The sequence below is a fragment of the Streptomyces rhizosphaerihabitans genome (genome assembly GCF_025399795.1).
Taxonomy (GTDB): domain Bacteria; phylum Actinomycetota; class Actinomycetes; order Streptomycetales; family Streptomycetaceae; genus Streptomyces; species Streptomyces rhizosphaerihabitans.
The window spans coordinates 1-13,355 of the sequence record NZ_JAODTZ010000102.1; the positions used below are offsets into that span (position 1 = coordinate 1).

General features: G+C 69.6%; 15 protein-coding genes. 4 read left to right on the forward strand and 11 right to left on the reverse strand.

Annotated elements, in window-relative coordinates:
• Nucleotides 1-305 (forward strand): type II toxin-antitoxin system PemK/MazF family toxin (locus N4G66_RS43975; protein ID WP_261709945.1); only part of this gene is annotated, 305 nt, incomplete at its 5' end.
• Between the two features lie 455 nt (nucleotides 306-760).
• On the opposite strand, the gene N4G66_RS43980 is transcribed toward N4G66_RS43975, so the two are convergent.
• The 7 genes from N4G66_RS43980 to clpS form a co-directional block, all read right to left on the reverse strand.
• Nucleotides 761-1,711: a PLP-dependent cysteine synthase family protein gene (locus tag N4G66_RS43980; RefSeq protein WP_261709946.1), complete on the reverse strand. Its 951-nt coding sequence runs from the start codon at nucleotides 1,709-1,711 to the stop codon at nucleotides 761-763.
• 17 nt (nucleotides 1,712-1,728) lie between these two features.
• Nucleotides 1,729-2,007 (reverse strand): MoaD/ThiS family protein, encoded by a 279-nt coding sequence (locus N4G66_RS43985; protein ID WP_261709947.1) that lies wholly within the window; start codon nucleotides 2,005-2,007, stop codon nucleotides 1,729-1,731.
• 115 nt (nucleotides 2,008-2,122) lie between these two features.
• Nucleotides 2,123-2,224, reverse strand: a complete 102-nt coding sequence (locus N4G66_RS45810) for a putative leader peptide (RefSeq protein WP_315903768.1) — start codon at nucleotides 2,222-2,224, stop codon at nucleotides 2,123-2,125.
• Nucleotides 2,225-2,303: 79 nt separating this feature from the next.
• Nucleotides 2,304-2,726, reverse strand: coding sequence for a M67 family metallopeptidase (locus N4G66_RS43990; protein WP_261709948.1), 423 nt, complete (start codon nucleotides 2,724-2,726; stop codon nucleotides 2,304-2,306).
• Nucleotides 2,727-2,836: 110 nt separating this feature from the next.
• Nucleotides 2,837-4,288, reverse strand: coding sequence for an amino acid permease (locus tag N4G66_RS43995; protein ID WP_261709949.1), 1,452 nt, complete (start codon nucleotides 4,286-4,288; stop codon nucleotides 2,837-2,839).
• Nucleotides 4,289-4,615: 327 nt separating this feature from the next.
• Nucleotides 4,616-5,221 (reverse strand): DUF2017 domain-containing protein, encoded by a 606-nt coding sequence (locus tag N4G66_RS44000; RefSeq protein WP_261709950.1) that lies wholly within the window; start codon nucleotides 5,219-5,221, stop codon nucleotides 4,616-4,618.
• 53 nt (nucleotides 5,222-5,274) lie between these two features.
• Nucleotides 5,275-5,592 carry an ATP-dependent Clp protease adapter ClpS gene (gene clpS / locus N4G66_RS44005; RefSeq protein WP_037619207.1) on the reverse strand — a complete coding sequence of 106 codons (318 nt, stop codon included), beginning with the start codon at nucleotides 5,590-5,592 and terminating at the stop codon, nucleotides 5,275-5,277.
• A gap of 131 nt (nucleotides 5,593-5,723) precedes the next feature.
• Between clpS and N4G66_RS44010 the strand changes: the two genes are divergently transcribed.
• Together N4G66_RS44010 and N4G66_RS44015 are read left to right on the forward strand one after the other, a co-directional pair.
• Nucleotides 5,724-7,103: a nicotinate phosphoribosyltransferase gene (locus N4G66_RS44010; RefSeq protein ID WP_391858990.1), complete on the forward strand. Its 1,380-nt coding sequence runs from the start codon at nucleotides 5,724-5,726 to the stop codon at nucleotides 7,101-7,103.
• 206 nt (nucleotides 7,104-7,309) lie between these two features.
• Nucleotides 7,310-7,894 carry an isochorismatase family protein gene (locus N4G66_RS44015; protein WP_261709951.1) on the forward strand — a complete coding sequence of 195 codons (585 nt, stop codon included), beginning with the start codon at nucleotides 7,310-7,312 and terminating at the stop codon, nucleotides 7,892-7,894.
• 214 nt (nucleotides 7,895-8,108) lie between these two features.
• Here the strand turns inward: N4G66_RS44015 and N4G66_RS44020 are convergent, their stop codons facing one another.
• A complete protein-coding gene (locus tag N4G66_RS44020; protein WP_261709952.1) occupies nucleotides 8,109-8,474 on the reverse strand; it encodes a hypothetical protein in 366 nt (121 codons plus the stop codon).
• Between the two features lie 120 nt (nucleotides 8,475-8,594).
• Nucleotides 8,595-10,949: an immune inhibitor A gene (locus N4G66_RS44025; protein WP_261709953.1), complete on the reverse strand. Its 2,355-nt coding sequence runs from the start codon at nucleotides 10,947-10,949 to the stop codon at nucleotides 8,595-8,597.
• Between the two features lie 439 nt (nucleotides 10,950-11,388).
• Here N4G66_RS44025 and N4G66_RS44030 point away from each other — a divergent pair, with 439 nt between their 5' ends.
• Nucleotides 11,389-11,676, forward strand: coding sequence for a hypothetical protein (locus N4G66_RS44030; RefSeq protein ID WP_261709954.1), 288 nt, complete (start codon nucleotides 11,389-11,391; stop codon nucleotides 11,674-11,676).
• A gap of 183 nt (nucleotides 11,677-11,859) precedes the next feature.
• Here the strand turns inward: N4G66_RS44030 and N4G66_RS44035 are convergent, their stop codons facing one another.
• Both N4G66_RS44035 and N4G66_RS44040 read right to left on the reverse strand, forming a co-directional pair.
• The gene (locus N4G66_RS44035; protein ID WP_261709955.1) at nucleotides 11,860-12,564 is read right to left on the reverse strand and encodes an RDD family protein; all 705 of its coding nucleotides are present in this window, start codon (nucleotides 12,562-12,564) and stop codon (nucleotides 11,860-11,862) included.
• Nucleotides 12,565-12,627: 63 nt separating this feature from the next.
• The coding region (locus N4G66_RS44040; RefSeq protein WP_261709956.1) for an RDD family protein at nucleotides 12,628-13,355 on the reverse strand (728 nt) is incomplete at its 5' end.

Here is a 13,355-nt window from a genome sequence, read left to right on the forward strand (position 1 = left end):
CGCGGGCGGCGGAGATCTGGTGGGCGAACGTCCCCTACGAGGACGGGCCGGGGGCCAAGGACCGGCCGTGTCTGGTGCTGGTGGTGCGCGGGAAACGGGTGACCGTCGCGAAGATCACCAGCAAGTACCACGACGAGCGGCCCGGGGTGATCCCGCTGCCTCCGGGGGCCGTGGGGGACGCCCACGGGCGGCCGAGCTTCCTGGAGACGGACGAGCTGCGCGAAGTGCCGGTCGGCGACTTCCGGCGGCGGGTCGGCGTGGTCGACCCGATCCTGTGGGACCAGGTCCGCTACCTGGCCCGCTGAGCCGACGCCCGCTCCGCGCGGGTGCGGGCTCGCTCCGACCGTGCTTCCCCTCCGACCGAGCACGGGCTTCTTCCGCCGAGGACGGACCACCCGCTTTCGCTTCACACCGGCCGGCCTTGCGTTTCCCCCCGCAGGGCCCGGACCACCCGGCTCCCCCAGCCGGAGACAAGCCCCCTCCCCCGAGGGCCATGACACCCCCCACTTTCCCTCCCGCCGGAGGCGAGTGCCCTCCCCCGCAGGAACTGCGACACCCGGCTTCCCTCCCCCCGCGGGGCACCTCCCCTTCCCGCATGGGCCATGCCCCCGGCTTTCCCTCCCGCGGAGGCGAGCGCCCTCCCGCGCAGGGCGGAAGCGGTGTCCCGGAGTCTGCTCCTCGTCCGGGTGGAAAAGCCGGAGGGCGCGGGGTCCGTGATCGGTCCCCGCGCCCTCCGGTCCAGCCGGCCTGGTTGTCCGGGCTACGCCCAGAGCTGTCCGTGCAGGGTCTCGATGGCCTCTTCCGTCGTCGCCGCCGTGTAGACGCCCGTCGACAGGTACTTCCAGCCGCCGTCCGCGACCAGGAAGGCGATGTCGGCGGACTCGCCGGCCTTGACGGCCTTGTTGCCGACGCCGATCGCGGCGTGCAGCGCGGCTCCGGTGGAGACGCCCGCGAAGATGCCCTCCTGCTGGAGGAGTTCCCGGGTGCGGGTGACCGCGTCCGCCGAGCCGACGGAGAAGCGGGTGGTGAGGACGGAGGCGTCGTACAGCTCCGGTACGAAGCCCTCGTCCAGGTTCCTGAGCCCGTAGACCAGGTCGTCGTAGCGCGGCTCCGCGGCGACGATCTTGATGTCCGGTTTGTGCTCGCGCAGGAAGCGGCCGACGCCCATGAGGGTGCCGGTGGTGCCGAGGCCCGCCACGAAGTGGGTGATCGACGGGAGGTCGGCGAGGATCTCCGGGCCCGTCGTGGCGTAGTGGGCACCGGCGTTGTCCGGGTTGCCGTACTGGTAGAGCATCACCCAGTCCGGGTGCTGTGCCGAGAGTTCCTTGGCGACGCGGACGGCGGTGTTGGAGCCGCCGGCGGCCGGGCTGGGGATGATCTCGGCGCCCCACATGCCGAGCAGCTCACGGCGTTCCTGCGAGGTGTTCTCGGGCATCACGCAGACCATGCGGTAGCCCTTGAGCTTCGCCGCCATGGCCAGTGAGATGCCGGTGTTGCCGCTGGTCGGCTCCAGGATCGTGCAGCCCGGAGTCAGACGGCCGTCCTTCTCCGCCTGCTCGATCATGTGGAGGGCCGGTCGGTCCTTCACCGAACCCGTCGGGTTGCGGTCCTCCAGCTTCGCCCAGATACGGACGTCCGCGGACGGCGAGAGCCGCGGCAGGCGCACCAGAGGGGTGTTGCCCACCGCGGCGAGCGGGGAGTCGTAGCGCATCGGAGACCAGCGGCCGATCAGACCATGCCGCCGGCGACGGCCGGCAGGATCGTGACGCTGTCACCGTCGGTCAGCTTGGTGTTGATGCCGTCGAGGAAGCGGACGTCCTCGTCGTTGAGGTAGACGTTGACGAAGCGGCGCAGCTCGCCGCCGTCCACGATCCGGGCCCGGATGCCCGCGTGACGGGTGTCGAGGTCGGTGAACAGCTCGGCAAGGGTCGCCCCGCCGCCCTCGACGGCCTTCTCGCCGTCGGTGTAGGTGCGGAGGATGGTGGGGATGCGGACCTCGATGGCCATGGTTGCGGGCTCCTGTCGGAAGGAAAATCAGGTCGGAAGACGCGCGGCAGCGCGGGCAAGGCAGGGGGCACGCCGGTTGCGGTGCCGCGGCTCTCGGCCGTACGGCGGCGGCAGGTCAGCGCGTACAGATGGCGCTCTGCAGCCTGCACAGATCGACGTGCAGCCGCGCCACGAGCAGCATGCCCGGCGTCTTTTCGCTCACGTCGTGGGAAACCATGGGCTCATCGTATCGATTCCCGGTACGGGTCCCGGAGTGTGATCTCGCATTCCGGACGCTTTTTGATCGGTGCGTGAGATCAGTAGCTCTCCACGACCTTGACCTCCTCCTCCGTGACCTCGCCCTCCACGATCCGGTACGAGCGGAACTGGAAGGGGCCGGCGTCGTCCCTGTCCGCCGTCGAGACCAGTACGTAGTGCGCGCCCGGTTCGTTCGCGTAGGAGAGGTCGGTGCGGGAGGGGTAGGCCTCGGTCGCGGTGTGCGAGTGGTAGATGACGACGGGCTCCTCGTCGCGGTCGTCCATCTCGCGGTAGAGCTTGAGCAGGTCGCCGGAGTCGAACTCGTAGAACGTGGGCGAGCGGGCCGCGTTCAGCATCGGGATGAACCGCTCGGGGCGGTCGGTGCCCGCGGGTCCCGCGACGACGCCGCACGCCTCGTCGGGGTGGTCCTGGCGTGCGTGCGCGACGATCTGGTCGAACAGGGCCTCGGTGATGGTCAGCATGCTGGTCAGGATAGACAGAAGGGCCGTCCCGTACCGAGGCGTGGTACGGGACGGCCCGTATGCCGGACGTCCTGAGCGGTGACCGGAGTGGCCGGACGTCCTTGGGGCGGTCAGCCGATCGTCTCGAGTTCCGGCTCGCGGCGTTGGGTGACCTGGGGGTTGCGCGTCTTGAGGATCGCCCAGCCGATGGCCAGGGCGGCAGCCCAGACGGCCATCACGTAGAGGCAGATGCGGGACTCGGAGTCGTAGGCGATGAGGCCGGTGACGAAGAGGAGGAACACGACGGCGACCCAGCTGCACTTCGCGCCGCCCGGGGCGGGGAAGGACGAGGCCGGCAGCCGGCCGGCGTCGACCGCGCGGCGGTAGAGGATGTGGCTGATCAGGATCATCAGCCAGGTCCAGATGCCGGCCGCGGTGGCCACCGAGGTGACGTATCCGAAGGCCTTCTCGGGGACGACGTAGTTGAGGATCACGCCGATGCCCATGAAGAGCACGGAGATGGTGATGCCGAGGGCGGGCGTCTTGGTCGAGGACAGCTTGCTGAAGACCCTCGGGGCCTCGCCGCTGTCGGCGAGGTTGCGCAGCATGCGGCCCGTGGAGTACATGCCCGAGTTGCAGGAGGACAGGGCGGCCGTGAGGACCACGAAGTTGACGATGCCCGCGCCGGCCGGGATGCCGATCTTCGCGAAGGCCTGGACGAAGGGGCTCACGCCTGGCGCGAACTCCGTCCACTTCACGACGCAGAGGATGACGGTGAGGGCGCCGACGTAGAAGAGGGCGATGCGCCACGGGAGCGTGTTGATGGCCTTCGGGAGCGTCTTCTCGGGGTCCTCGGACTCGCCCGCCGTGACGCCGACGAGCTCGACGGCGAGGTAGGCGAACATGACGCCCTGGAGGGTCATCAGGGACGAGCCGATGCCGTTGGGGAAGAAGCCGTCGAACTGCCAGAGGTTGCTGACGGAGGCGGTGTCACCGGCGGAGCTGAAGCCGAAGGTGAGGACGCCGATGCCGATGACGATCATGCCGATCAGCGCGGTGACCTTGACCATCGAGAACCAGAACTCGATCTCGCCGAAGAGCTTCACGGAGATCAGGTTCGCCACGAACAGGACGACCAGGAACACCAGTGCCGTCACCCATTGGTGGATCGCGGGGAACCAGTAGTGGACGTAGATCGCGGCGGCCGTGAGCTCGGCCATGCCGGTGACCACCCACATCAGCCAGTACGTCCAGCCGGTGAAGTAGCCGAAGAACGGTCCGAGGAACTCGCGGGAGTACTCCGCGAAGGAACCCGAGACCGGGCGGTAGAGCAGGAGCTCGCCGAGCGCCCGCATGATGAAGAAGATGATCACGCCCGCGAGGGCGTACATCACGATGAGGCTGGGGCCCGCCTTGGCGATGTTCGCCCCGGCTCCCAGGAAGAGGCCGACGCCGATGGCGCCGCCGATCGCGATCATCTGGACCTGACGGCTGCCGAGCCCGCGCTCGTACCCCTCTTCGGGGGCGTCGCCGCCCACGGCCTCACTGCCGTCGTACTGCTTGCCGACCTGCGATGAGGTCACGTTGATGCGCCTTTCTCCATACCGGTCCGAGCCAGTCCCTTGGCTTCGGATCGGTTTCCGATCCCCCCGGATAGGTGGAGCTGTGCCTGGCCGGCGGTCCGCCGGCTCGGTGGCGCACCCGGCGGGACATGGGTGGTCCTGCCGGGCGGTCGTGAAGATCTATCACGACGGCGGCGTTGATCGGTTGAGGGTCGTGTTGCGCAGACCACAGGGAGAACCGGACAAAACGTCGAACCGCGCCCCAAAGGGCGCGGTTGCGGTGACATGATCGTTATCCGGATTTGAGCGTCCGCTGAGCGACCGCGAGAGGTGTCATGTCCCGATAGTTCAGGGCATAAGGGTTTCGACCAGGGTCTCCTGGAGGCCGCCCAGCCAGAGGTACGCCATCACCATCGGCTTGCGCGGGTCCTCGTCGGGGAGCCGGTAGAGGAGGTCGGTGTCCTCCTCGTCGACGACGTCGAGCCGCGAACCGATGGCGAGGCGCAGGTCGTTCAGGGCGCGCAGCCACTGCTCGGACTGCGCGGCGGTCAGCTTGAGGACCGCTCCGCCGTCGCCGCCGAGCGTCAGTCCGTCCAGCGAGCGGATCACCGTGAGGACGTTCTCGCGCTTACCGGCGCGCAGGTCGTTCTCGGTGAAGCGGCGGAACTCGGCGGAGCGGGCGTGCTGTTCCTCGGCCTGCTCGGGCGAGCCGGCCTCGACGCCGGGGCCGCTGTAGGCGTCCGGGAACAGGCGCTTGAGCACCGGGTCGCTCGGCGGCTCGCTGGGGCCCTCGGCGAACAGCTCGGCGAGCGGGTCGGCCGAGGCGTTCTCCGCGGGGCCGGGACCGATGAGCTCCAGGAGCTGGACGGCGAGGGAGCGGATGATGGAGATCTCGACCTCGTCGAGCGCGACGGCCGCGCCGCCGCCGGGGAGCGGTTCGAAGTGTCCAGGCATGGAGTGAGTTCGCTACTTCCGGTCCTGCAGGCGGTCGGTTGACAGGGGGCCGGCTACTTCCGGTCCTGCTGAAGGGTGGCCCACAGACCGTAGCCGTGCATGGCCTGCACGTCGCGCTCCATCTCCTCGCGCGTGCCGCTGGAGACGACGGCCCGGCCCTTGTGGTGAACGTCCATCATCAGCTTGGTGGCCTTGTCCTTGGAGTAGCCGAAGTACGTCTGGAAGACATACGTCACATAGCTCATGAGGTTGACCGGGTCGTTGTGGACGATCGTGACCCAGGGGACGTCCGGCTCGGGTACGGCGAAGACCTCCTCCGCCGACTCGGTCTTCTCGATCTCTAGAGGTGCGGGAGCCGTCACATCGCCCATGCTGCCACCAGAGGGGGGCACCCGCACAAACGCACCCCGAAAAAGGGTGCCGAAACGGGGGCCGGCCCGCCGGGAATCACCGGGGCCATCAGAAATCGTCAAAGTGACGAGATGGGGGTACGATCCCTGCCATGAACACAGCGGACCTTGGGCTGCCGGAAGAAGAAGGGCGCGAAGCGCTTCCCCAGAAGGATGGTGGCGGAAGACGGGTGGGCGTTCCCTCGACGGCGCTCTTCACGGACCAGTACGAGCTGACGATGCTGCAGGCCGCGCTCGCGGCCGGGACCGCCGAGCGGCGCTCGGTCTTCGAGGTCTTCACCCGGCGGCTGCCCGAAGGACGGCGCTACGGAGTCGTCGCGGGCACCGGACGCGTCCTCGACGCGGTCGAGAACTTCCGGTTCGACGAGGACGTCCTCGGCTTTCTGCGCGAGCGCGGGATCGTGGACGAGCCGACCCTCGAGTGGCTCGCCTCGTACCGCTTCGGCGGGGACATCTGGGGCTACCCCGAGGGCGAGGCGTACTTCCCGGGCTCTCCCGTCCTGCGGGTCGAGGGCAGCTTCGCGGAGTGCGTGCTCCTGGAGACGGTGATCCTCTCGATCCTCAACCACGACTCCGCCATCGCCGCGGCCGCCTCCCGGATGGCCTCCGCCGCGGGCGACCGGCCGCTGATCGAGATGGGCGCCCGGCGCACCCACGAACTGGCCGCGGTGGCCGCCTCGCGGGCCGCGTACATCGGCGGGTTCACCACCACCTCCGACCTGGCCGCCGGCTTCCGCTACGGCATCCCGACCGTTGGCACCTCCGCGCACGCCTTCACCCTCCTGCACGACCACGAGCGGGACGCCTTCCGGGCCCAGGTGGACTCGCTGGGCCGCGGCACCACGCTGCTCGTGGACACCTACGACGTCGCCGAGGCGGTCCGGACGGCCGTCGAGGTCGCCGGTACCGGGCTCGGCGCGGTGCGCATCGACTCCGGAGACCTGCTGCTCGTCGCCCACCGGGTGCGCCAGCAGCTCGACGAGCTGGGCGCGACCGGGACGAAGATCGTCGTGACCTCCGACCTCGACGAGTACGCCATCGCCTCGCTGGCGGCGGCGCCCGTGGACGCGTACGGCGTCGGCACCCAGCTGGTGACGGGATCCGGCCATCCGACCTGCTCGATGGTCTACAAACTGGTCGCCCGTGCCGAGTCGGCCGACCCGAAGGCACCGCTGGAGCCGGTGGCCAAGAAGTCCACGGGCGGCAAGACGTCCATCGGCGGCCGCAAGTGGGCCGCGCGGCGCCTGGACGAGCAGGGGGTCGCCGAGGCCGAGGTGATCGGCGTCGGTCCGGTGCCGGGCGAGCTGGCCGACCAGCAGCTTCTGGTCCAGCTGGTCAAGGGCGGACAGGTCCTGTCCCGCGAGCCGCTCGATGTCGTACGCGACCGGCACGCGGCCGCGCGCGCCCGGCTGCCGCTGTCGGCGACCCAGCTGTCGCGCGGCGAGCCGGTGCTTCCCACCGAATACGTCTGAGGCACGCGGGGCGGGCGGGACGGCCGGTGCGGGAGTGACGCCGCGCATGAACCTCCGGTGAGCGGGAATGCAACGGCAGCGTGCCCGCGCGGGCCGTGGAAGCCGAATAGCCCCTCCCGCAAAGCCCTTGAAGTCTCTAGGCTCGGAAGTTCAACGGCCGGGCCCGCACCCTTGTCTGCCGCACCCATAGCCGAAGGACACCGCCCATGCGCCGCGCCTTGATCGTCGTAGACGTGCAGAACGACTTCTGCGAGGGAGGCAGCCTCGCGGTGGCCGGGGGCGCCGATGTGGCCGCCGCCGTCACGGAGCTGATCGGGCAGGCTCCCGCCGGCTACCGGCATGTCGTCGCCACCCGCGATCTCCACATCGCCCCCGGCGGCCACTTCGCCGACAACCCCGACTACGTGCACTCCTGGCCCGCGCACTGCGTGGCCGGCACGGAGGGTGTGGGCTTCCACCCGAACTTCGCCCCGGCCGTCGCCTCCGGCGCGATCGACGCCGTCTTCGACAAGGGCGCCTACGCGGCGGCGTACAGCGGCTTCGAGGGCGCCGACGAGAACGGGATGGCGCTGGGCGACTGGCTGCGCGCCCGCGGGATCGGCGAGGTGGACGTGGTCGGCATCGCGACCGACCACTGCGTCCGGGCGACCGCCCTGGACGCCGTGCGACAGGGCTTTCGCACGACCGTCCTGCTCGACCTGACGGCCAAGGTGGCGGAGGAGACGACGGAACGCGCGCTGGAGGAGCTGCGCGCCGCCGGAGTCGAGCTCACGGGCAAGCCCGTGGTGTAGCCGGACCGCGGCATCGGGTCGGTGCGGCCGAACCGCGCCGCCGGCCACTCGGAGCCGCACCGGGCCACACCGAGCGCTCACCAGCCGCACCGGATCACCGGGTCACCGGGTCACCGGGTCACCGGGTCACCGGGTCACCGGGTCACCGGGTCACACCGAGTCATACCAGGTCACACCGGGTCGTACCGGGTCGCACCCAGCCCCTACCGCGGCGTCACGGCTGCGGTGCCGGGCGTCTGATCAGCGTCCTGATCGGGTGCCACAGCTCCTGGGGGAGCTCGGGGACACCGCTGCCGATGACGCTGCCGTCGGGGACACCGGCGTCGGGTGCCGTGCGCCATATGAGCCCGTCGGGGTGGTGCAGGACCGCGGTGATCTCGTCGGGGGTGGGCGGGGCAGCGTTGCCCCGGAGATAGACGGCGCGCAGGCCCAGGTTCCGCAGCCGGGTCAGGGCGCGGGCCCGGTTCTGGGCGACGACCAGGAACCGCAGGCAGCCGTAGCCGGAACCCGCCGGGCTGGGCAGGTTCAGCGCCACTACGACGCTGCCGTTCGGCAGTCTGCAGAAACCTCCTGCGGCCATGCGGTCACACCCCCGTGTGAATCGGTGTCAATAAGCCGGGCACAGGACGCACCTAAACACGATCGGCGGCAACCCGCCAGGGGTTGCCGCCGATACGCTCTTGACCTGCGGAAATGCCGACTACTTCACTGCGGGGCCGACCTTGAGGGAGATCGTGGAGCCGTCCTTGGCCTCCTTGACGATCTCGATCTTGGTGTTGGTGTCAGTGATCTTGACGCCGCCGGTCGGGTTCCGGTTGTCGTAGTAGTCGCTGGTGTGGTCGTTGAAGACCGACACCCCCTTCGACGACGGGATCTTCGTGGCGACGTCCGCGCTGTGCAGCGTGATGCCGTCCGTGCGGTACAGGCTGAACGGGGAGTCGTAGGCCTGGATGCGGTTGCGCATCAGCGTGCCGTTGTCCCACCACAGGGCCTTCGGGTGCGAGTCGACCGGAAGCGCGAGGCCGACACCCGGGTGCTGGCTGGTGTTGTTGTCCGCCTGCGAGGTGTCCCACTTCCAGATCAACAGGCCGTTCTGGTAGGCGTAGTGCTCCACCCAGTCCGGACGGGTCGTCGAGAAGCCGAAGTTGTACGGGCCGACCTTGAGGGTCTTGTCGTACGAGACGTACTGGCGGTTCTCCGCGAGGTAGTACTGCGCGTAGTCCTTGGTGAACGAGGCGCCGATGCGGGAGAAGCCACTCGCGGTCCAAGCGGCGTCGGCCGTCTCGGCGTTGTCCGAGAAGAGCGCGGTGCCGTCGGCGGTGACGCCGATCTCGTCGGCCGCGAAGCCCTTCAGCGCCACGCCGCCGTCGCTCTGGTAGCGGAAGCGGATGTCGATCTTCTTGCCCGCGTAGGCGTCGAGCGGGTACGCCAGCTTCTTGTACGCGTCGACCGTGCCGGTGAGGGCGGGCTTGTCGCTGCCGTCGCGCGGGATGGCTGCGCCGTCCACCGTGCCGTCCAGGGCGGTCCAGTTGGCGCCGCCGTCGGTCGAGACCTCGGTGTAGAGGTAGTCGTAGCCCGCCTCGATGTCGTACCAGCCGTCGAGGGTCAGCGTCGCCGACGACTTGCCCGTGAGGTCCACGGACCGGGTCAGCGTGTTCTTCAGGTTGTCGCCGCTGCCGCTCCACCACTGGGTCGAGCCCTGCGCGGGGTTGACGACCGTGGTCGTGACCGCCTTGTCCGGCAGGCTGACGACGAGCGCCTGCTTGTTCCAGGTGTTGTACTCGGCGACACCCAGCTTGTGCGTGGACTGCTTGCCGGCCTTGGCCGTGTCGTAGTTCAGCCAGCCGAGCTGGAGCTTGTCCCAGGCGTTGAAGTCGCCGGGGAGGTCGCCGATGGAGTCCTTGCCGGTGCCGAGCCAGGAACCCGAGGACATCAGGGTCCAGAAGCCGGTGGAGTTGTCGCCGCCGGCGGTGTCGTAGTGGTCCGGCAGACCGAGGTCGTGACCGTACTCGTGGGCGAAGACGCCGAGTCCGCCGTTCTCCGGCTGGATGGTGTAGTCGCCGACCCAGATGCCGGTGTCGCCGATCTGGGCGCCGCCGAGCCTGTTGTCGGCCGGACCCGTGGCGCCCGCGTCGGTGCCGAACGCGTACCAGCGGTGGGCCCAGATCGCGTCGGTGCCCTGGACGCCGCCACCCGCGGACTCGTCCTCACCGGCGTGCACGATCTGGAAGTGGTCGATGTAGCCGTCGGGCTCGTTGAAGTTGCCGTCGCCGTCGTAGTCGTAGCGGTCCCACTGGTCGAACTGGGCCAGGTCCGCCTTGATGGCCGCGTCGGACTTGCCGGCCGCCTTCTGCTGGGCGACCCAGGCCGTGACGCCGTCGCTGACGACGTTCCACACGCTCGGGCAGTTGGTGGAGCCGCAGGCGTCGTTGCCGTAACGGGCCTCGTTGTAGGGGACCTTGACCCAGTCGGCGACCTCGCCGTCCACCGAGTAGCGGCCCGAGGACTGCGTCTCGTAGAACTTCTTCATCGACTCGACGTTCTTGCCGGTGCCGAAGTAGAGGTCCTGGAAGTGCTTCTGGTTGTAATCCGCCTGCCAGGCCGTGCTGTTGTCCTTCTTGCGGTCCGGCTTGGCTATCTGGTTGTGCAGCGGGCCGGCGGTGCCGCCGAACTTCGGGTCCGTCTTGTCGCCGAACTGGACGAGGATCGTGAAGATCTTGTCGGTCTTCTCGCGGCCCAGCTCGACGTACTTGCTGCTGCCCTTCTTGCTCTTCAGCTGGACAACCTGCGAACCGTTGCGGTTCTGCACCTTGGCGTCACCGGATATGACCTGGTTCAGCGCCTCTTGGTGCTGGGCGTTCTGGGTCTTGCTCAGCGGGCCGTCGAGGTCGTGGTCGACCGTGTTCCTGACCGGCTGCGGGTCGTGACGGTTCACGACGGGTGACGCGCCGGCCGAGTCGGCCTGCGCCACTGCGTACGTCGAGAACGTGGCGGTGGCCGCCGCGAGGGCCACGCCCACCGCGGCCGCTCTGAACGTCCATGGTCTGTTGGTCACTTGATGTCCTCCCCCGCGCCCGTTCGCGCGGAGGGGGTTCCGGGTCATGGAGGTCCGCGCGCGCAACGCGATTCAAGTGACGACATTTGACCGGAGTTACCAAAGAAAAAACAGATCTTGACTTGAACCTGGCAAGTGCATTATGCGGAGCCTACGTTCGCTATCCGGACGCCCCCGAAACCCCCCAACAGGCGCGTCCATACGTCCACTTGATGGACGCGATGACTCCGTGCGCCCCCTGTGCACCGGCACCGTGGGTAAGGTCACGCTTACCGGACGTTCCACTCGGGCATGCAGGCGAATAGAGTCGATTGGCGAAGCGTCGGAAGTCGGCGGAAAGCCACGTCGACACCGTTGTCTCACCCCCGATCTCTATCCGCACCCTCCCCCATCGCGAGAGGCCCCGGGGGGAGAACCCCCATCCGAGGACACGATTGCCATGCCTCGTCCGACCGCCGCACAGCTCGCCTACGGTTCCTGCACCGTGATCTTCTCCACCCTCGCCATGCTGCTGCTGTCACAGACGAGTTCGAGCGTGGGGATCGTGCTGATCGCCCTCTCGGCCCTCGCTCTCGGACTGCTGGTGGCCATGACGGTCCCGCTGCCGAAGCCCGCACCGTCCGCCGCCGCAGCCGTCATCCACGAGCGGGTGCCGGTGCGACGCGAGACCGCTTCCGTCTCCGTCTCCTCCGTGCCCGAGCCGGTGCACGAACCCGCGGGGCCCTGAGGCGGCGCAGGCGAGCCTGCGGACCCCGGTTTCCCAGCGGACCGGCGGACCGCCGGCGCCCCGGACGCTCCGACCTCGTACCCGAACGGCGGGCCCGTGAACCACGGGCCCGCCGTTGGTGTGTGCGCCGTCGCCGCCCCGGCCCATGCCGTCCGGCCAACGGCCCATGCCGTCCGGCCACCGTCACCCGGCGTCGACCACCACCGTCTTGGCCGCCTTGTCGTGCAGGCCCTGCTTGTAGGGCTTGTCGAAGAAGCTCCAGCCGCCCGCGATGGCCGTCCAGACGCAGGCACAGCAGAAGGCGAACGGAATCCACAGGACCAGGGCGCGGACCAGGGAGGTCTGCACGGAGGGCGTCGAGCCGTTGTCGAGGTTGGCGACGCGGTGGTTGAACAGCCGCTTGCCGAGGGTCTGGCCCGTCTTGCTGATCATCACGGTGTCGTAGGAGACGTAGAGCACGGCGACCACCAGGGACTGTCCGAGCGACTTGCTGTACTCGATCTTGTTCGAGTCCATGTTGTACTCGGTGACCCCGAACGCCCAGGACAGCAGCCACGCCACGATTCCCACCAGGATCATGTCCAGGATCCTCGCCAGCACCCGCTTCCCGCTGTCCGCGAGCGGCGGCATCCCGGCGAGCGGATCGCCGCCGTAGGGACCGCCGCCGCCGTAGGGGTCGCCGCCCCCCTCATGAGGTCCGCCGCCTTCGCCGTAGGGGCCGCCGCCCTCGAACGGGGGCGGCTGACTGCCGTAGGGCGGGGTCTGGCCGCCGGACGGAGGCGGCGGGTCGTACGGCGAACCCGTCCCCTCGGCGGGCGGGGGCTGCTTCTTGAACGGGTCGTCGTCCGGTGGCCTGCCGGGGCCCGGGGGCGGCGGTTCGCTGCTCATGGCCCGAGTCGACCGCGAACCCCCCGGCTCCGCATCCGGCGAAGGGCCGTCCGGGGGACGGGATTACCGGGCCGGCCCCGCCACGAAGGTGTGCGCCGCCTTGTCGTGCCAGCACTGGTTCCAGGGCTTGTCGAACAGGCACCACAGGACTCCGACGAAACCGACGAGCAGCAGGCACGGCACGCTGAGGACGAGCCAGCGGGCGAGCGCCCGTCCGAAGGACGGCGGTTCGTGACCCTCTATGTCGCGCACCTCGATGCCGCACAGCTTCTTGCCCAGGGTGCGGCCCCACTTGGCGGTGGGCAGGACGTCGTAGAGGACGCCGAAGAGGAGCAGCACGGCGAGGACGGCGCCGAGGCAGGAGGCGGTCGTGCCGTCGAGAAGCCAGACGGTGACCTGCTCCCCCGACAGCCTGGCCGCGTCGATCTTCTCGTTGACGTGGTCGACCGCCCTGGCGCCCAGCGGCACGGCGGCCGCCGCGGTGACTCCGGCGAGGACGACGGTGTCCACCAGCCGGGCGGCCAGCCGTCTGCCGAGCCCGGCCGGCCGGGCCTCCGAGTGCCGGCGCGCGGCCGCCTGGAACACGTCGTCGACCGGCGGTTTCCACTGCGGGACCCGCTGCCCCTCCTCGGCCGGGTCACCCGCGAGCTGGTGCACCTGCTGGGCCCAGGAGGGCTGGCCGCCGCCGGCCCCGGAGGCCACGGGGGCCGAGCCGCCGGACTGTTGGGGGACGGCGGGAACGGCCTTGGCGGCGGCCTGCGCGGCGGCGTCGTGGGCGGCCTGCCCGGCTC

Excerpts from the sequence above, each read along its gene's own strand:
- N4G66_RS43980 (WP_261709946.1), bottom strand. The coding sequence starts at position 1,711 with ATGCGCTACGACTCCCCGCTCGCCGCGGTGGGCAACACCCCTCTGGTG.
- N4G66_RS43985 (WP_261709947.1), bottom strand. The coding sequence starts at position 2,007 with ATGGCCATCGAGGTCCGCATCCCCACCATCCTCCGCACCTACACCGAC.
- N4G66_RS45810 (WP_315903768.1), bottom strand. The coding sequence starts at position 2,224 with ATGGTTTCCCACGACGTGAGCGAAAAGACGCCGGGCATGCTGCTCGTG.
- N4G66_RS43990 (WP_261709948.1), bottom strand. The coding sequence starts at position 2,726 with ATGCTGACCATCACCGAGGCCCTGTTCGACCAGATCGTCGCGCACGCA.
- N4G66_RS44000 (WP_261709950.1), bottom strand. The coding sequence starts at position 5,221 with ATGCCTGGACACTTCGAACCGCTCCCCGGCGGCGGCGCGGCCGTCGCG.
- clpS (WP_037619207.1), bottom strand. The coding sequence starts at position 5,592 with ATGGGCGATGTGACGGCTCCCGCACCTCTAGAGATCGAGAAGACCGAG.
- N4G66_RS44010 (WP_391858990.1), top strand. The coding sequence starts at position 5,724 with ATGAACACAGCGGACCTTGGGCTGCCGGAAGAAGAAGGGCGCGAAGCG.
- N4G66_RS44015 (WP_261709951.1), top strand. The coding sequence starts at position 7,310 with ATGCGCCGCGCCTTGATCGTCGTAGACGTGCAGAACGACTTCTGCGAG.
- N4G66_RS44020 (WP_261709952.1), bottom strand. The coding sequence starts at position 8,474 with ATGGCCGCAGGAGGTTTCTGCAGACTGCCGAACGGCAGCGTCGTAGTG.
- N4G66_RS44030 (WP_261709954.1), top strand. The coding sequence starts at position 11,389 with ATGCCTCGTCCGACCGCCGCACAGCTCGCCTACGGTTCCTGCACCGTG.
- N4G66_RS44035 (WP_261709955.1), bottom strand. The coding sequence starts at position 12,564 with ATGAGCAGCGAACCGCCGCCCCCGGGCCCCGGCAGGCCACCGGACGAC.